Consider the following 17,398-nt stretch of genomic DNA (forward strand, 5'->3'; position numbering starts at 1 on the left):
CCTGTGCGGGGGTTTCCTTGTCTGGTCGTTCTTATCCCGCCCTTGTGGCTCCTGTGCTGACTCTGACAGCCGTCGGGGCACTCGCTTTCGCTTTTTCTCCCGGTTTGGTCCTGTCCGAGGCCCATGCCCGCCCGGCTTCGATTCAGGATTCAGCGTCTGTTGCCCTTTCTGAGATCCGGGTCGAGGGGAACCAGAGAATTGAGGCTGAAACAGTCAAGGCCTACATGACGCTTCGTCCCGGTGACAAACTGGGGCCTGACAGTGTTGATGGGTCTCTGAAGAGTTTGTTTGCAACCGGTCTTTTTGCCGATGTTTCGATCACCCGCAGCGGTTCTGCTCTTCTTGTGAAGGTCGTGGAAAATCCAATCATTAATCGCGTTGTTTTTGAAGGCAACAGACGGATTGATGAGAAGAAGCTTCAGACAGAGTTGCAGCTGCGGCCCCGTCATGTTTATACCAGAACTAAGGTTCAGGAGGATGTGAAGCGCGTTCTGGATGTCTATCGGCACAGTGGGCGTTTTGCTGTTACTGTCGAACCCAAGATCATAGAGCTTGAGCAAAATCGTGTTGACTTGGTCTTTGAGGTCAATGAGGGGCCGTCTACGTATGTGCAGAGGATTAATTTCGTCGGAAACAAGAAGTACTCCGATGATCTTCTGAAAGAGATGATTGCGACCAAGGAAGAGCGTTGGTATCGCTTCCTGTCTTCTTCCGATACGTACGATCCCGATCGTATGAACTATGATCGCGAGTTGCTGCGTCGGTTCTATCTGCGTCAGGGATACTCCGATTTCCGGGTTATTTCTTCAGTTGCGGAGTTAACCCCCGATCGTTCCGGTTTTTTCATGACCTTCACGGTCGATGAAGGTGATCGCTATACATTCGGAGAGCAAAAGATAGAGATTGCACTTCCGGATATGGATGCTGTTGATCTGTCTTCTGTCATCGTCGGGCAGCAGGGCGATTGGTATAATGCGGATTATGTTGAGGAAACTGTTCAGGCATTGACTGATGCTGTCGGTGCCTTGGGATATGCCTTTGTTGATGTACGCCCACGTGTGAAACGTGACCGCAAATCCCGTATTATCGATATTGTTTACGAGATTCAGGAAGGTCCGCGGGTTTACGTTGATCGTATCGATATATCGGGCAACATGCGGACTCTTGACAGCGTTGTGCGTCGTGAGATGCAGCTTGTTGAAGGCGATGCCTTTAATTCAGCGCGTTTGCGGCGTTCCCGCGATAAGATCCGTAATCTTGGCTTTTTCGAAAAAGTTGAAGTAACCAATGTTCCCTCCGAGACGGCGCCGGATCAAACAACCGTCAAGGTTGATGTGCGCGAGCGTTCAACCGGGAGCTTGATGTTTGGCGTTGGATGGTCCAGTAGCGATGGCGCCCTGTTTAATACATCCCTGAGTGAGCGTAACCTGCTCGGCAAGGGGCAGGATGTTCGGCTCTCGTTAACAGCTGCCGAGCGCAAGCAGGAAGTTGAACTTGGTTTTACAGAACCTTACTTCCTTGATCGTCCTTTGGCGGCTGGTTTTGATGTTTTTGCTCGTGAGCGTGACCGGCAGCGGGAGTCATCTTACGACATCAAGGAAATGGGCGTTGGTTTGCGCTTGGGCTTTGATTATGACGAGCATTGGCGCCAAGGCCTTCGCTACACGGTCAGCGAAACCGAGATTACCAAGGTCAAGGCCACGGCTTCGCGTTATTTGCGTGGGGCTCGTCAATCTGGATCTGCCAGCCGTATCAATGAAGGCAAGAGTGTTCTGTCAATGGTCGGGCAGACCCTTTCCTATGACCGTCGCGACAATGTGATAGAGCCGAAGGAAGGCTATATCGTGCGTCTGAGTACGGATGTTGCCGGTGCTGGCGGTAGCGAAAAGTTTGTCAGGGGCGCGCTCGATGCGCAGCAGTATATTTCGATTACCGACGATGCTGTTCTAATGCAGCAGGGCATGATTGGTGCTGTTGAAGGGCTTGGGCAGGACGTTCGTTTTGTAAGAAACTACTACTTGGGCGGTGATAACCTGCGTGGCTTCAAGTACGGCGGCGCAGGCCCCCGGGACAAATTGACGGGTGATTCCTTTGGTGCCAAGTGGATTGCTGCCGGTACGACAGAGCTTCGTTTTCCTCTTGGCCTGCCTGAGGAGTTGGGTATATCTGCCAAGTCGTTCATCGACTATGGTATTTCAGGTGAACCGGACGGTGTGCTTGCATCTGAGGTCAACAAGTCCAGCAAGGCGCGCGTTTCTGCTGGCGTAGGATTGGTCTGGAAGTCTCCGATGGGGCCGGTCAGCATCGATCTTGCCCAAGCGCTTGTAAAAGAGAATTATGATAAGACAGAGTTCTTCCGCTTTAACTTCGGAACGCGTTTCTGATGTATTTGCGGTACGTTATCAGGGTTTATATTTCCTGCTTTGTCTTGTTGCTTCAGATCTCTTTGGCGCATGCAGGACGTGAGGAGTATGCTTTCGGTGTTCTGGATCAGCAAAAGATCATGGCGGAGTCCTCGGCGGCTCGTATGGTTTTTGCGGACCGGGATAGGTACCAAGAGGTCTACCAAGGTGAAACTGCAAAGCAGGAGAAGAAGCTGAGGGCTGAGGATGAGTCTCTCTTGAAACTTCGTGCTACGCTTTCTCCGGAGGAGCTTGCCCGACGTCAACGGGCATTCCAGGGGCGCGTGACGCGTTTCCAGAAGCAGGTTCAGGCCAAGCGCGCTGCCTTGGAGCGTTCCTTTGCCACGGCGATCGCTGAGGTGCAGTCTGCTTTGATAAAAATTGTGCATGGTGTGGCGCAGGAAAAGGGCATGGGCGTTGTCTTTTACCGGTCCCAAGTTTTTCTTTTTGACCCCCGGGTTGATATTACAGATGAAGTTCTGGAGCGTCTGAACAGAGATCTTCCCCATCTTTCCATGTTGGATCCGTCGATGTTAGCGGAGCAAGATGAAACGGGTGGAGTTCTGGAAGGAGAGAGGTAGTTCGTTGGCTGATCCACGTTTCTTCAACAAGGCTGGCCCTTTTCGTCTGGTTGATCTTGCTGCAGCTGCAGATGCAGAGATCTCTGACCAGAGCAAGGAGCTGGTGATACATGACGTTGCCCCTCTGTCAACGGCTGGGGCCGGTCATCTTTCTTTTCTGGATAATCGGGCTTATTTGCCTCAGTTTCGTTCTACTAAGGCGGCGGCTTGCGTTGTGCATCCATTGCACCGTGATGCAGCGCCTCCGGGCGTTGCCCTGTTGTTCAGCAATGATCCGTATCGGGCTTATGCTAGGATAGCCTCGCTTTTTTACCCTGGTTCGCACCTGGGGCCGAGTGTCCACCCGTCAGCGGTCCTTGATTCTTCAGCCAGCCTTGGCGACGGAGTTGTTATTGAGGCCGGCGCTGTTGTTGGCGCTCGTGTTTCTATTGGAGCCGGGACAGTCATCGGGCCCAATGCTGTTATTGGCACTGGGGTTGTTTTGGGCAGGGGATGTGTGGTTGGTGCCAATGCATCCGTTACGCACACGGTTGCGGGGGACAAGGTTATTATCTATCCGGGCTGCCGTATTGGTCAGGATGGTTTTGGCTTTGCGATGGGTGCGGCCGGGCATTTGAAGGTTCCCCAGCTGGGTCGTGTTGTTATTGGGGACGATGTGGAAATTGGTGCGAATGCAACAATTGACCGTGGTTCTGGCCCCGATACGGTTATTGGATCTGGTTGCCGGATTGATAATCTTGTCCAGATTGCCCATAACGTTGAGGTAGGGGCTGGTTCTGTCATCGTTTCCCAGGTTGGGATATCGGGCAGCACAAAGCTTGGAAAAGGTGTTGTTATTGGTGGTCAGGGTGGCATTGCCGGTCATCTGGTGATTGGTGATGGCGCCCAGATTGCGGCGCAGTCTGGCGTGATGCGTGATGTTGATGCGCGCGCGGTGGTAATGGGATATCCCGCCAAGCCGATCAAGGAGTTCTGGCGCGAGGTCGCTGCCTTGGGCAAGCTGATTTCCCGTAGGTCCTCCTAGCGCCATGTTTTTGAGATAGATGGGCAGATTGAGATGACAAATAATTTAGCCAAAGAGATGCCATCGTCGTCCGTTGATTTTGAGCGGATCGATGTGGAACGGATTATGGAGATGATCCCACACCGTTACCCCATGTTGATGGTGGATTGTCTTGAGAATGTATGTCTTGGGCTTTCTGCTGTTGGTGTAAAGAATGTCTCTGTTAACGAGCCATTCTTTCAGGGGCATTTTCCCGGGCGTCCCGTTATGCCCGGTGTGCTGATTGTTGAAGCCATGGCCCAGACATCGGCTGTTCTTGTTGTTGCTACCTTGGGCGAGGCAGCAGAGGGCAAGCTGGTGTATTTCATGAGTGTGGAGAGTGCAAAATTCCGCCGGCCTGTTGTTCCCGGTGATCGTTTGGAGCTGCATGTCTTCAAGGAGCATGCCCGCAAGAACGTGTGGAAGTTCCGGGCAGAGGGACGTGTTGGCAATACTGTTGTTGCTGAGGCAACATATGCGGCCATGATTATGGATAGTTGATGCCACTATGCCCTTTATACACCCCACCGCAATCATTGATCCTGCTGCCCGCCTTGCAGAAGGTGTTTCTGTTGGAGCGTTTTCTGTCATTGGTCCCGGTGTTGAACTGGGGGAGAATGTTACTGTCTTCTCGCATGTTATTATTGATGGCAGAACCCGTATTGGATCCGGTACTCGTATTTTTCCCTTTGCCTCGATAGGGTTGGCTCCCCAGGATCTCAAGTACAAGGGTGAACCGTCCCGGCTTGATATTGGGCGCGACTGCCTCGTTCGTGAACATGTAACCGTAAACATTGGTACAGAAGGTGGGGGAATGCTGACTTCTGTTGGTGATCAGGTCATGTTGGCCGTGGGATGCCACGTGGCGCACGATTGCCGGATTGGTCGTGGTGTTCTGGTTATGAATCACGTTTTGTTGGGTGGACATGTCGAGATCGATGATTTTGCCGTTATTGGCGGGGGCGCTGCCGTTCATCAGTTTGTCCGCATAGGATGCCATGCCATGGTTGGTGGGTTATCAGGTGTGGAAGGTGACATTATTCCCTATGGTACGGTCATGGGGAATCGTGCTCGTTTGGAAGGCCTGAATCTTGTCGGTCTCAAGCGTCGGGGTTTTGGGCGAGCTGATATTCATAGCCTGAGAAGTGCGTTCAAGATATTGTTTCAGGCTGGTGACAGCGCATCAGTCTTGTCTGAACGCATAGAAGATGTCCGGTCCCGTTGGCCTGACTGCGAGCCTGTTCAGGCTGTTGTCCGTTTCTTGGATACAGATTCCACCCGGTCGTTTTGTCGGCCGATGGACAATGGGTGAGCATACTGTGGTTCTGGGGATTGTAGCAGGAAGCGGTGATCTTCCTGCCCAAGCAGCTGATGCGTGCCGTCAGGGTGGCCGTCCTTATTTTGTGCTGGCTCTCAAGGGTTATGCCGAGCCGTCTTGGGTTGGCGCCCATCCCCATGTGTGGGTTCGCTTGGGGGCCGCAGCAGAGGGGTTTTCAGCACTGAAAAAGGCTGGGGTTACAGATGTTGTGATGATTGGCGCAGTTCGGCGTCCGGGGTTTCTCGACTTGTGTCCGGATTGGCGTGCCGCCCGGCTTTTTGCCCGGATTGGTTTGCGGGCACTGGGCGACGACGGTTTGCTTCGGGCTGTGATTGCCGAGTTTGAGGCAGAGGGATTCAGGGTTATCGGCATTGATGATGTGTTGCGTGATGTTGTGATGCCACGCGGGGTTCTTGGTCGTCATTCTCCGGATAACCAAGCCCGGCAGGATATCATAAGGGGGGCTGAGGTAGCGCGGGGTCTTGGTCTTCTTGATGTTGGACAGGGTGTCGTGGTCCAACAAGGCATTGTGTTGGCCGTCGAGGCGGTCGAAGGGACAGATGCAATGCTGTCTCGTTGCCTGGATTTGCGCAGGGACGGGAATGGAGGCGTTCTTGTCAAAATGCGTAAACCCGGCCAAGAGCAGCGTACAGATCTCCCTACAATTGGCCCGGAAACCGTTGGGGCCGCCTTTTCAGCTGGTTTGCGCGGTGTGGCCGTTCAGAGCGGAGCTGGCCTGCTTGTTCATCGTAGTGAAGCTATTGCTGAAGCAGATCGGCTGGGATTATTTGTTGTTGGGGTTGATGAAGCAGGGCGCGTGCTGGCATGACGTCTGATATCCCTCTGTTTTTTATTGTCACCGGCGAGCCTTCGGGGGATGTCTTGGGGGCGCGCCTGATGGCTGCCCTGAAGCGGGCGACGGGGGGACGTATTCGTTTTATGGGGGTTGGTGGTGAAAGTATGGCCGCCGAGGGACTGGAGAGTCTGGTTGATCAGTCTGCGCTGGCTGTTATGGGGCTGGTCGAGGTTATTCCCCGTATTCCACGTGTTCTTGCCATCATTCGCAGTCTTACAGATCGCATTGTGCAGGAATCACCTGTTGCGTTGATCACAGTTGATTCATGGGGGTTTACGGGCCGTTTGCAGCGTTCGGTTGCCAAGGCTTCTCCGTCTGTGCGGCGTATTCATTATGTGGCTCCCATGGTATGGGCGTGGAAAGAAACCCGTGCCAAAACAGTTGCACGCACGGTACAATCACTTTTGTGTCTTCTTCCCAATGAGCCGGCTTGGTTCCGACCCTATGGCTTGGAGTGCTGCCACGTTGGGCATCCTGTCGTTGGAAGCGGAGCGGACAAGGGAGATGGGGCGCTTTTCCGCGCACAGCACAATATAGCTCCGGATAGTCTCGTTCTTTGTGTTCTTCCTGGCAGCCGCCATAGCGAAACGTCGCGTTTATTGCCCGTGTTAAAGGGGGTTGTAACGTCTTTGGTGGCCATGAACCCGGATCTGGTTGTTGTAGTACCAACGGTGGCAACCGTTTCGGCTATGGTTGCAGAAGCTGTAAAGAGTTGGCCGGCAAGAGTTGTGCTTGTACGGGGGGAGCAGGATCGCTATGCCGCATTTGCAGCTTCAACTGCGGCTGTTGCTGCCTCGGGTACGGTGACGCTGGAACTGGCAATGGCCAGCGTTCCGCATTGTATTATCTATCGCGTTGCTCCCCTGACAGCGTGGATCTTTCGGCGCCTGACCCGGCTTCGCTTTGTGAATTTGATCAATATTGTACGTGATCGTGAGATTGTGCCCGAACTTCTGCAGGAGAAGTGTGTATCAGAGCGTATAGCGCCTGTTGTTCAGGCTCTTTTATATGATCCGTCGCAAAGAGAAGCGCAGCGCCTTGAATTTGCCCAATCCTTGCGCTACTTGGCCGGTGGAGATGGTGATCCTGCGGACCGTGCCGCTGCCGCCGTCCTGGAGTTTTCTGGGGTTCGGCAGCCTGTTCCGTAGTTTCTCAAGGGGAGACAGAGTGTGACGTTCCAATTTCTGCATATCATGATCCGTGTCCTGAATCTGGAAGCGTCAGTTGATTTTTATACTCGCCACCTTGGTATGCAGGTGTTGCGTCGTCGTGATTATCCTGAAGGGCGCTTTACGCTGGTGTTTGTGGGCTATGGCGAAGAAGATGACCATACGGTCCTGGAGTTAACTCACAATTGGGATCAGACTGCCCCGTATGAGATTGGGATGGGGTTTGGCCACCTTGCCTTGGGTGTGCACGATATTTATGCAACTTGTGAATCCCTGAGGGCCGAGGGTGTGCGTATCACGCGTGAACCAGGCCCCATGAAGCACGGCAAGACGTTGATCGTATTCATTGAAGATCCTGATGGGTATAAAATAGAGTTGATTCAGAAGGCGTAGCATCAACCGTGTCTATGCTGTTCTGTGTCTACCCAAGAAAGGAGCAGCGTAATTTATCATTCTTTATATGTTTGGATGCTACAATTTGAGCAGGGTCTCAGATCCTTCTCTCTTACAATGACTTGGGGATGAATTTGTTTAAGCTGGAATCGGTTGCGCGCAAGCCTGTCTTGATCACGATTGGGGTAGGTTTGGTCTTGGCGTTGGTTATAGGGTTTGGCCTTTTTCGGGAGGTTGCGATTGCCAGATTTCTGGCAAACCTACCGGAACCAGAGCATGCCGTGGCTGTAACCGTTGCAACCGAAGATCATTGGGAGCAAACCATTCCGGCCATTGGTACCTTGGAGGCAGAGCAGGGTGTTCTGGTTTCCAGTGCGGTTGGCGGGCTTGTGAAGGTTATCAGGGTTTCTTCAGGGGCGTCTGTCAAGGCCGATGATACCTTGGTTGAGCTGGATGCAGACGTTGAGAGAGCGAATCTGCGATCGGCAGAAGCCAAGGTCACGCTACAGCGGCTCACTGTTCAGCGTTTGCGTAGTCTGCGCAAAGTGGATGCGGCCTCTCAAGCCAATCTTGATGAGGCGGAGGCCAATCTCAATTCCGTTACGGCGGATGCTGAGTCCCTGCGGGCCACAATTGAGCGCAAGGTTATACGTGCCCCCTTTGATGGGGATCTCGGGCTTGTGCGTCCAGATCTTGGGCAGTATGTCCAGCCCGGTGATGCCCTGGTAAATCTTCAAAATCTTTCAGCAATGCGTCTGAATGCAGGTGTGGAACAAGATGTTCTGCCCTTGTTGAAGATTGGTCAGGCTGTGCATGCATCGGTTGTTGCTTATCCAGGTCAGGTGTTTGAGGGAACACTCAGTGCCATGGAGCCATCTGTTGATGGAAGTGGTTTGGTTCGCATACAGGCAAGCTTTGCCAATGTTGACCGGAAGCTACGCCCGGGCATGTTTGCAAGAATTGAAATATCCCGTGGTCAGAGCGAGGCAGTGGTTACGCTGCCGGTTACAGCCGTGACGTACTCTCTGTACGGAGAAACAGTCTATAAAGTTGGAGATGATGGAAGCGGGGTTCTTCGCTCTGTTCCAACCGTTGTGCGTATAGGGGAGCGTCGTGACGGCCGGGTCCGTATTCTGGAAGGGATCAAGGCCGGCGACCGTGTTGTTGCCGTCGGTGGATTTAAACTTTCTCGTGGGGCGCGGATCAAGATTGTTGATGATGGCCGCCTGTCCTCTCCGCCCGTTCTGGGCTTGGATTGATTGGAGGCCACCATGCGGTTTACCGATATTTTTCTTCGCAGGCCTGTTTTATCAATCGTCGTCAGTTTCATCATTCTTCTTCTTGGCATTCGTTCCTTGGACAGTATGCAGGTAAGGCAATATCCGGAGCTGTCCAACACGGTTATTGAAGTCACAACAGCATACCCGGGTGCAGATGCACGTCTGATGCAGGGTTTCATTGGTGATCCCATTCAGGCTGCCTTGGCCCGCGTTGATGGTGTTGATTACATCACATCCAGCAGCTCTGCCGGTTCCAGCCTTGTAACAGCGTATATCCGCCTCAACCATGACCCGAATGCAGCGATGACCGAAGCAATGGCCCAGGTCTCGGCCGCACGTTCCGAGCTTCCCTCTGAAGCGGAGGAGCCCGTTGTCAGGAAGAAGGCAGGCTCCGGTGTGTCCAGCCTGTATATGGCGTTTTCCAGCACGGTTTTGAATCGGGCCCAGATTACCGATTATGTCAGCAGGGTTGTAAGGCCGCAGCTGTCTATTATTCCCGGCGTTGCATCGGTTACCTTGCTGGGTGCCCAGAAGATATCGGTCCGGATTTGGTTGAATCCTCAGCTGATGGCGTTGAACCAACTGACGGCCGAGCAAATTTACGATGTTTTGAAGCGCAATAATCTGCAGGTCGCAGCCGGTTCCCTGCGTGGATATACCGATTCCATGACTATCCGCGCCGAAACCAGCGTCAGCGACGTGAATGCTGTCGAGAACCTGGTTATCAAAACAACAGAGAACGGCGTTGTGCGTCTGGCAGACCTTGCTAAGGTCACGATTGGCCCGGAACAGTCAGACGTGACGGTTCTCTCCAATGGTCAAAAAGCGCTGTTTGTATCAATTGATGCCACACCGGACGCCAATCCTTTGACCGTTGTCCGGGATGTCCGTGCGGCCTTGCCGCGTATACGGGAGAATCTTCCAGCCTCTATTCACCTTGATGTGAATTATGATTCAACAATTTTTATACAGGAGTCCATTCGAGAGGTTCTGAAAACCCTGATTGAGGCTGTGATCATTGTTATCTGCGTTATCTTTGTGTTTATGGGATCTCCACGATCAGTTGTCATACCGATTGTAACCATTCCCCTGTCTTTGATCGGCGTTTGTACGCTGATGCTGGCAATGGGCTTTTCCATCAACCTGATGACCCTTCTGGCATTTGTTCTGGCTATTGGGCTGGTTGTGGATGACGCCATTGTTGTGGTGGAGAATGTGCATCGGCACATAGAAGAGGGCAAGTCGCCCTTTCATGCTGCCATTGTCGGTGCTCGTGAGATTGCGGTGCCCGTTATTTCCATGACGATTACGCTGGCAGCGGTTTACGCGCCAATGGCATTTCTGGGGGGGTTGACGGGTGCCCTGTTCAAGGAGTTCGCGTTGACATTGGCAGGATCTGTCCTGGTATCCGGTGTTATTGCACTGACATTGTCGCCAATGATGTGCGCTCATTTGCTGAGGGCCCATGATGGCAGCCGGATTGCTCAGCTGATTGATGCCTGGTTTTCCCGTCTTTCAGAGCGTTATGAGCACTTGCTGTCGGAGTCTATCCGTCATTGGCGTTATGTCTTGATTGTGGCGACGGTTGTTCTTCTCAGCCTTCCCTTTTTGTTTAAGCTGGCAAGTTCGGAGCTTGCCCCGCCTGAGGATCAGGGTATTGCCTTGGTCGAGCTGACAGGCCCTACGGATGCCAACCCGGAGTATATGGATATCTATGCGGAGCAGGTTGGTGGAATTTTTGATTCTGTTCGCGAGAAAGATACCTATTTCTTCATTGTTGGTGCGGAGGCTGTGTCTGATGGTTTTGCCGGCGTTATACTGAAGCCTTGGGGTGAGCGTCAGCGTTCGGAGAAGCAGGTTGTTGACGAGGTTGGCCGGAATCTGAAGCAGGTCGTTGGCTTGAGAGGGTCTGCATTTTCCTTGCCACCCTTGCCCGGGTTTGGGGGAATGCCGGTGCAGTTTGTCATATCAACAACAGCAGACTATGACTCCCTGATGGGTGTGTTGCAGGAATTCGGCGATGCAGCCCGGAAAAGTGGTTATTTCATTTTCCATAAATTTGACCTTCAGTACGATAGACCCGAAGTCAAGGTAACTGTGGATCGTGATCGGGCGGGGCTCTATGGCGTATCCATGCAGGATATCGGCATGGCCTTGGGCGGTGTTTATGGTGGGAATCATGTCAACCGCATCGATATAGAGGGCAAGGCCTATAAAGTTATTCCCAAGTCAGAGCGACAGTTCCGCTTGGATCCTGCTGCGATCGGAACAGTGTATGTGCGCGGTGAATCTGATCAGCTGATCCCGTTATCCAGCCTTGTGCGCACAGAAATTGTGACAGAGCCCAATGTACTCAGGCAGTTCAATCAGTTGAATTCTGCCACTTTCCAGGCCGTGCCCATGCCCGGTGTGGCGATGGGTGATGTTGTCCACTTTCTTCGTGATACAGCCCAGCGCCTGTTACCTGCCGGTTATACCTTTGACTATGCGGGCCCGACACGCCAGTTTGTGACCGAGGGTAGCGCCCTTATGCTGACGTTCGCGTTTGCACTTGTCATTATTTATCTTGTTCTTGCTGCCCAATATGAAAGCTTCAGGGACCCTCTGGTTATCATGGTGACGGTTCCGCTGGCCATGGTCGGGGCTATGGCGCCTTTGGCTATTGGACTGGTATCACTGAATATTTACACCCAGGTTGGTCTGATTACGCTGATCGGCCTCATTACAAAGCACGGTATTCTTATTTGCGAAGTCGCTCGTGAAGAGCAGATCTATGGGGGGAAAGGCCGTACGGAGGCTGTTGCGCATGCTGCATCTTTACGGTTGCGCCCCATTTTGATGACAACAGCGGCCATGGTTGCAGGCGCTTTTCCTCTGACACTGGCTTCCGGTGCCGGGGCAGGAAGTCGCCATTCTATTGGCGTTGTGATTGTTTCTGGTCTCTTGATCGGGACTCTCTTTACGCTTTTTGTTCTTCCTGTCGTCTATAGCTTCTTGGGTGATAATCACCGTGAAAAGCATAAGCACGCTTTCGAGAGAGATCGTTCAGCGGGCCTTGAGCCAGCTATTCCCGGCAATGATTCGTAATCTGTTCGGGTTAATAAAAAAGCCCCCCGAGATGGGGGGCTTGGGGTATTTTATATGAAATAATCTCACTTGAGGCTTTCCAAGTACAAGATCACAGCAGCCCGTTCATCGGCTTTGGGCAGTTTGAAGGTCATCTTAGAGCGAACCTTGGCATCCCCGGTTTTTTGTTCCAGGAATTTGGAAGGATCCGTGAGGTAGGTGTCGAGCTCGGCCTTGTCCCACGCAAAACCTTTTGTTGCCGCATCGGTCAGGCCTGTTGAATAGGCATAGCCCGTAGCTTTGGCCGGCCCCCGGGTTGTTATTCCAAACAGGTTGGGACCAACCTTGTGTGCGCCGCCCTTGTCAAAGCTGTGGCAGGCTGCGCAGCGGCTTTTGGCGATTTTCTCACCAGCGGCGAGATCTTGGGCCATGACTGACCCAGACACAAAAAGAAGACCAGCTACAAGGCTGGTTACGGATACTCGGAATATCATTGCGCTCTCCTTAGCACCCCTGATGTATCCCGCAGCACAGATAAGCCTACACTCTCTCTCCGCGTGTAAACCATTCGCGCAGGATGAGCGCATTGTAGCTGCAAGGCGCTTATAAATCTACCCCACCTTGTTTCTTCCATATATAGGGTCGAGAGGGGTTTACATCTTGCTTTTCAGGTATGGAAAACCCCGCCAGGACAGTGTCCGGGCGGGGTTTTAGGTACTCAAGGAGGCCGTTTGGGACAAACGGATCGACCTTGGGCTTAGAAGCCGTCGCGCTCGAGGCGCTTGCGCTCCAGCTTCCGCGTACGGCGGATTGCCTCAGCCTTCTCGCGGGCCTTCCTCTCGGAACGCTTCTCAAAACTGCGCCGGAGCTTCATTTCACGGAAAACTCCTTCGCGCTGCATCTTTTTCTTCAGAGCCTTGAGAGCCTGATCGACGTTGTTGTCACGAACCAGAACCTGCACTTGACGTCACCTCCTTCCGCAGGAAATCGTGTGTTTCACCCTGTAGGGCAGGGCAAAAGAAACAGGAATACTTGCATGCGGCAAGGTGTTCCTGTGCCGTGTTCTAGCATGCTATTGTGCGCGGGAAAACAAAATAATAGAGCAGAATCCTGCGGTACCCCATTGCGCATCATGATATGGTGTATGTGTTTGGTAAAAAGCCGGGACGTTCAAAGGGTAGGGCATGCCAATACTGAAAATAGCCCGCATGGGTCACCCTGTCTTGCAGACAGCGGCGCGTGCCGTTGAAGACCCAAAGAGCGAAGAGGTCGCGCGGATTGTTGAATCCATGATTGAGACCATGGAGGATGCCGGTGGTGTAGGGCTGGCAGCTCCCCAGGTTCATATTCCCTTGAGAATCATTGTATTTCATGTCCCGGAAAAGCGTTCGGGTAGCGCAGGGGTTCCATTGACCGTGTTGATCAACCCCGAGCTTGAACCGGTCGGCAGCGAACGTGTCGAGGGTGTGGAAGCTTGCTTGTCACTTCCCGGACTTGCTGGAACAGTGCCTCGTTGGAAGAGCGTCCGGTACCGGGGATTTGATCTTTCCGGCAACAGATTGGATGAACTGGCGGAAGGTTTTCATGCCAGGGTTGTTCAGCATGAAATTGACCATCTGGATGGGATTCTTTATCCCATGAGGATGAAAAACATGGCAACCTTTGGCTTTGTGGAAGAGCTCAGGAAAGTGTCTGTGCCTGAGGAATAATAGCGCATCAGTGGTCTTGATCGAGGGGTTGTGATGGCAGGGTATGCTGGTAAAGCCGGGGCAAACCCGCAGGAAGAAAGTGCTGGGGGTGAGAGACGATCCCGGCAGGACAGGCTTGTTCTTGCAGCCTTGGCCCATGTTCCGTTTGATGGATGGAGTGATCTTGCCTTGGAGCGGGCGGCGCGCGATTGCGGTTTGCCGCCTGATGCGCCGGGGTATTTATTTCCGCGTGGCGTTATTGATGCCGTTGATCATTTTGCGTCCCTGGCGGACCGTTTGATGATTGAGGACATGCAGGGGGTACCTGATGAGGAGAAGTCCCGGGTTCAGGACAAACTTCATCGTGCTGTCCGCATGCGTCTTGAGCGATGGAGCAATTTCCGGGAGGCTGTGCGCAGGGGCTTGCTGCTTTATGCCTTGCCTTCCAATGTGCCGCGTGCAGTGGCTGCAACAGCACGTACGGCAGATTCTATCTGGCGTGCTGTAGGCGATTCCTCCCATGATTTCAACTGGTATACCAAGCGTGCTTCCATATCGGGTATTTATACGGCCACACTTCTGTATTGGCTTGATGATCCAAGTGACGGATGTGAGAAAACGTGGGATTTTCTCCACCGCAGTCTTGATGGTATGGGGCGTGCCATAAAGGCGAGGTCATCTTTGCAGAAGCGTTGTGCGGCGATGATGCCTGATCTTCCTGGCATCTTGTCTTCATTTGGATATCAAGCTGCAAGGCGTGGTTCGCGCCGTATGTAGCGGGTGGGTTCTTTTTGTACGGGGAACGGGCATGTCCATTGATGATGTTGAAGAGCGTGTTGGTTCCCTGCTTGGGACAATCGGTACGCTGGGGGCGGTTGTCAAATTTGAGCTGAAGGATGAGGGGGTCTTGCGTATTGACGCGACATCTTCGCCTGCTGTTGTCAGCAGGGAGGATGGTCCAGCTGATACATCCATACGGATTTCATCAGATAACCTGTTGAAACTCATGGATGGAAACATGGATCCTATGGTCGCGTTTGCCATGGGCAAGATCAAGGTAGAGGGATCCAAGGGGCTGGCTATGAAGCTGACCTCTCTTCTGAAGTAAAAATCCTGCGGCTGTTCCATGTGGCCTGTGTCAAGAAGCTCTGGAATATCAGTGGCTTTAGTTGTCCCTGTGGAATTGTGGCGGTTGTCCATGTTCCCGATTTGCCGGGTTCCTGTTATTTTTGCTACCGTTGGTCTTGGGGCTGGACAGGAAAAAACCGTGAATTATCAGGCTGGCATTGGCAGTCTGTCTGCTGAAAGAGATAGAAAATCTATCTCGGGAGGGGCGCGGTGAAGCGGGACCTGCCATCGTTGAATGCGTTGCGGGCCTTTGAAGCGGCTGCTCGTCATTCCAGCTTTGTCGGTGCCGCCGAGGAGCTTGCTGTTACACCTGCCGCGGTCAGTCATCAGATCCGTAGTCTTGAGGATCATTTCGGAGCATCGCTGTTCCAGCGTCATCACAGGGCTGTTGAATTGACGCCGGTTGGACGCCGGCTTTTGCCGGGGCTGACCGATGCATTTGATCGCCTTACGATGGCTGTCAATGATGCGCGCCCACGACCTGACAGCCCTGTAACTGTTTCTGTTGCGTCACCGTTTGCCGCCAAATGGCTTGCGCCGCGGCTGGAGGGGTTTTTCTCCTGTCATCCAGACATCCCTGTTCAGGTTCAGCCCGATATGAAGGGGGAACCTAGCGAAAGTACCAATGCTGATCTTGCTGTGTTCTTGGCAGATCCGGATGGACAGGGTGTTGGCCGCTTGTTTGAGGATCAACTTTTTCCCGTCTGTGCTCCGGTTCTGCGTATGTCCTTGAAGGCCCCGGCCAACCTGTCGATGCAGACGATCCTGCATGACAGCTCTGCCCGTGAGCTTGATGCGGCGGGTTGGAGTTCTTGGTTGCGTGCCGTTGGGATGCATGGTTTTTGCGGGGCAAGGGAGCAATACATGGACCACGGTGCGCTTGTGATGGACGCAGCCCTGCATGGCCTTGGTGTGGCTTTGGCCAGGGGTGCCTTTGTAGCCTCTGAGCTGCGAACGGGTACGCTGGTGCGTCCGTTCGATGTCTCTGTCAGCAGTGGCCGCCCGTGGTGCTTGCTTTCAAACCCGGATACGGCATCTGCCCCGGGGGTTATGGCATTCCGGAACTGGTTGCTGGCAGAAGCGGGAGCCTTTCGATCCGCAAACCCACGTCTTGTGCACTGAAAGATTTATTGTGTCAGATGGCTTCTGACACAACCTTTTCCGTTGATGTTCGTATAATTTCTATGGAACGTTCCCAGACATCCAGCCCTGCCTCACGGCTTGATGTATTTTCGCTCAGATAGCGGCGCCATGTGCGCGCACCGTACATACCATGAAAGAGCCCCAGAACATGCCGGGTCATGTGGTGGAGCGGAACGCCGCGCGCCAAGTGTTTTTTGATGTGAGCGGTGAACTGTTCTAACACCTGTATGCGATCAGGTCTTTGTAAGGCTGTGTCGCCAGTCAAAAGCGAATCTGCCTCTGACAGAATCCATGGCGTTTGGTAGGCGGCACGGCCTATCATACAGCCATCCACAAGGCCCAGATGGGGGCGGCATTCATCGATAGACCCCAGCCCACCGTTCAGCACAATCTGGAGTTCAGGAAACTCTTTCTTGATACGATGTACGACATCATGTCGCAGAGGAGGGATTTCCCGATTTTGTTTCGGCGAAAGGCCATTCAACCACGCTTTTCTGGCATGAATGATAAACGTACGGCATGTTCCGCTGGCAACCGTTTCAATGAAGCGGCACAGTTCGTCATAGCTGTCTGTCTGGTCAATCCCTATACGGTGCTTGACCGTAACGGGCTTGTCCGTTTCCTCTTGCATGGCATTCAGGCAATCCCGAACCAGCAGGGGGGTTGCCATCAGGCAAGCCCCGAAGCGCCCGGATGAAACCCGATCCGAGGGGCAGCCGACATTCAGGTTGATCTCGTCATACCCCCATTGATCGGCAACTTTTGTACACCGAGCCAGATCAGCGGGGTCAGAGCCGCCAAGCTGAAGGGCCAATGGGTGTTCCTGCGGATCAAAGTCCAAGAACCTGTGTTTGTCCCCATGCAAAATGGCCCCTGTCACGACCATTTCCGTGTAAAGGCGTGTGTACTTCGTAATCCCGCGCAAGAAGACCCGGTCGTGACGATCCGTCCAGTCCATCATCGGTGCGACAGACAGCCTGAGATCAGGCCATGTATGCTGTGTGCTCATATTCCGGTTTAAAGCAGAAAAATGACGTTACGACAACCATGCTTGCCAGGGCTTGACGGGCAGGTCTGTTATGTGCAGATTTATGAGAACAAAAAGAGAACAAGGTGTAAGAGATGCGATTTCAGCACTATGCGGCAGACTTTATTGGATTGGCGGCCCTTTTTGCCATGATCTACCTTTGGTCACTCTTTGCCTCTGTTCTTTAATGTCCCATTCTGACGGTCAGTCGCGAATAACGGTATTTAAGTAACGCGTCTTGATAGAGAATTTGACAGATTATTTGTTTGATGTATAATGATACTAGAACATAGCGTGTACAGGGC

At 53.0% G+C, this 17,398-nt stretch carries 17 protein-coding genes; 14 read left to right on the forward strand and 3 right to left on the reverse strand.

All coding sequences use genetic code 11. The annotated features are described in order from the left end of the window. Positions 1-17 precede the first annotated feature (17 nt). The 10 genes from bamA to HEQ60_RS00960 all read left to right on the forward strand — a co-directional run bounded on the left by bamA (position 18) and on the right by HEQ60_RS00960 (position 12,128). The gene (bamA, locus tag HEQ60_RS00915) at positions 18-2,384 is read left to right on the forward strand and encodes an outer membrane protein assembly factor BamA (protein ID WP_245183678.1); all 2,367 of its coding nucleotides are present in this window, start codon (positions 18-20) and stop codon (positions 2,382-2,384) included. Beyond that, a complete protein-coding gene (locus HEQ60_RS00920; RefSeq protein ID WP_168068574.1) occupies positions 2,384-2,983 on the forward strand; it encodes an OmpH family outer membrane protein in 600 nt (199 codons plus the stop codon). The genes bamA and HEQ60_RS00920 overlap by 1 nt, the downstream gene beginning before the upstream one ends. 4 nt (positions 2,984-2,987) lie before the next feature. Further along, positions 2,988-4,007 carry a UDP-3-O-(3-hydroxymyristoyl)glucosamine N-acyltransferase gene (gene lpxD, locus HEQ60_RS00925; RefSeq protein ID WP_168069100.1) on the forward strand — a complete coding sequence of 340 codons (1,020 nt, stop codon included), beginning with the start codon at positions 2,988-2,990 and terminating at the stop codon, positions 4,005-4,007. Between the two features lie 33 nt (positions 4,008-4,040). Beyond that, a complete protein-coding gene (fabZ, locus tag HEQ60_RS00930) occupies positions 4,041-4,526 on the forward strand; it encodes a 3-hydroxyacyl-ACP dehydratase FabZ (RefSeq protein ID WP_245176908.1) in 486 nt (161 codons plus the stop codon). 7 nt (positions 4,527-4,533) lie between these two features. Further along, the gene (gene lpxA, locus HEQ60_RS00935) at positions 4,534-5,337 is read left to right on the forward strand and encodes an acyl-ACP--UDP-N-acetylglucosamine O-acyltransferase (RefSeq protein ID WP_168068576.1); all 804 of its coding nucleotides are present in this window, start codon (positions 4,534-4,536) and stop codon (positions 5,335-5,337) included. Continuing rightward, positions 5,330-6,172, forward strand: coding sequence for an LpxI family protein (locus tag HEQ60_RS00940; RefSeq protein WP_168068578.1), 843 nt, complete (start codon positions 5,330-5,332; stop codon positions 6,170-6,172). The genes lpxA and HEQ60_RS00940 overlap by 8 nt, the downstream gene beginning before the upstream one ends. Further along, positions 6,169-7,347, forward strand: coding sequence for a lipid-A-disaccharide synthase (gene lpxB / locus HEQ60_RS00945; protein ID WP_168068580.1), 1,179 nt, complete (start codon positions 6,169-6,171; stop codon positions 7,345-7,347). The genes HEQ60_RS00940 and lpxB overlap by 4 nt, the downstream gene beginning before the upstream one ends. Positions 7,348-7,392: 45 nt before the next feature. Next, the gene (gene gloA / locus HEQ60_RS00950; RefSeq protein WP_209315363.1) at positions 7,393-7,761 is read left to right on the forward strand and encodes a lactoylglutathione lyase; all 369 of its coding nucleotides are present in this window, start codon (positions 7,393-7,395) and stop codon (positions 7,759-7,761) included. A gap of 128 nt (positions 7,762-7,889) precedes the next feature. Then, positions 7,890-9,020 (forward strand): efflux RND transporter periplasmic adaptor subunit, encoded by a 1,131-nt coding sequence (locus tag HEQ60_RS00955; protein ID WP_168068584.1) that lies wholly within the window; start codon positions 7,890-7,892, stop codon positions 9,018-9,020. 12 nt (positions 9,021-9,032) lie between these two features. Next, complete coding sequence (locus HEQ60_RS00960; RefSeq protein ID WP_168068585.1) at positions 9,033-12,128, forward strand: efflux RND transporter permease subunit; 3,096 nt, start codon at positions 9,033-9,035, stop codon at positions 12,126-12,128. A gap of 65 nt (positions 12,129-12,193) precedes the next feature. On the opposite strand, the gene HEQ60_RS00965 is transcribed toward HEQ60_RS00960, so the two are convergent. Both HEQ60_RS00965 and rpsU read right to left on the reverse strand, forming a co-directional pair. Continuing rightward, positions 12,194-12,601 carry a c-type cytochrome gene (locus tag HEQ60_RS00965; RefSeq protein WP_168068586.1) on the reverse strand — a complete coding sequence of 136 codons (408 nt, stop codon included), beginning with the start codon at positions 12,599-12,601 and terminating at the stop codon, positions 12,194-12,196. Positions 12,602-12,864: 263 nt separating this feature from the next. Next, the gene (rpsU, locus tag HEQ60_RS00970) at positions 12,865-13,068 is read right to left on the reverse strand and encodes a 30S ribosomal protein S21 (RefSeq protein WP_066135377.1); all 204 of its coding nucleotides are present in this window, start codon (positions 13,066-13,068) and stop codon (positions 12,865-12,867) included. 223 nt (positions 13,069-13,291) lie between these two features. Between rpsU and def the strand changes: the two genes are divergently transcribed. From def to HEQ60_RS00990, 4 genes are all read left to right on the forward strand, one after another. After that, positions 13,292-13,816: a peptide deformylase gene (gene def / locus HEQ60_RS00975; protein ID WP_168068587.1), complete on the forward strand. Its 525-nt coding sequence runs from the start codon at positions 13,292-13,294 to the stop codon at positions 13,814-13,816. Between the two features lie 33 nt (positions 13,817-13,849). Next, entirely contained in the window at positions 13,850-14,572 is a 723-nt protein-coding gene (locus tag HEQ60_RS00980) for a COQ9 family protein (RefSeq protein ID WP_168068588.1), read from the forward strand. Between the two features lie 31 nt (positions 14,573-14,603). Then, the gene (locus tag HEQ60_RS00985) at positions 14,604-14,903 is read left to right on the forward strand and encodes an SCP2 sterol-binding domain-containing protein (protein WP_168018777.1); all 300 of its coding nucleotides are present in this window, start codon (positions 14,604-14,606) and stop codon (positions 14,901-14,903) included. A gap of 230 nt (positions 14,904-15,133) precedes the next feature. Further along, positions 15,134-16,045, forward strand: coding sequence for a LysR family transcriptional regulator (locus HEQ60_RS00990; RefSeq protein WP_168068589.1), 912 nt, complete (start codon positions 15,134-15,136; stop codon positions 16,043-16,045). Positions 16,046-16,058: 13 nt separating this feature from the next. Here HEQ60_RS00990 and dusA read toward each other — a convergent pair whose 3' ends face one another. Next, the gene (gene dusA, locus HEQ60_RS00995) at positions 16,059-17,075 is read right to left on the reverse strand and encodes a tRNA dihydrouridine(20/20a) synthase DusA (RefSeq protein ID WP_168068590.1); all 1,017 of its coding nucleotides are present in this window, start codon (positions 17,073-17,075) and stop codon (positions 16,059-16,061) included. Positions 17,076-17,398: the final 323 nt, after the last annotated feature.

It is taken from the genome of Haematospirillum sp. H1815, from assembly GCF_012102705.1.
In the GTDB taxonomy this organism is placed as follows: Bacteria; Pseudomonadota; Alphaproteobacteria; order Rhodospirillales; family Rhodospirillaceae; genus Haematospirillum.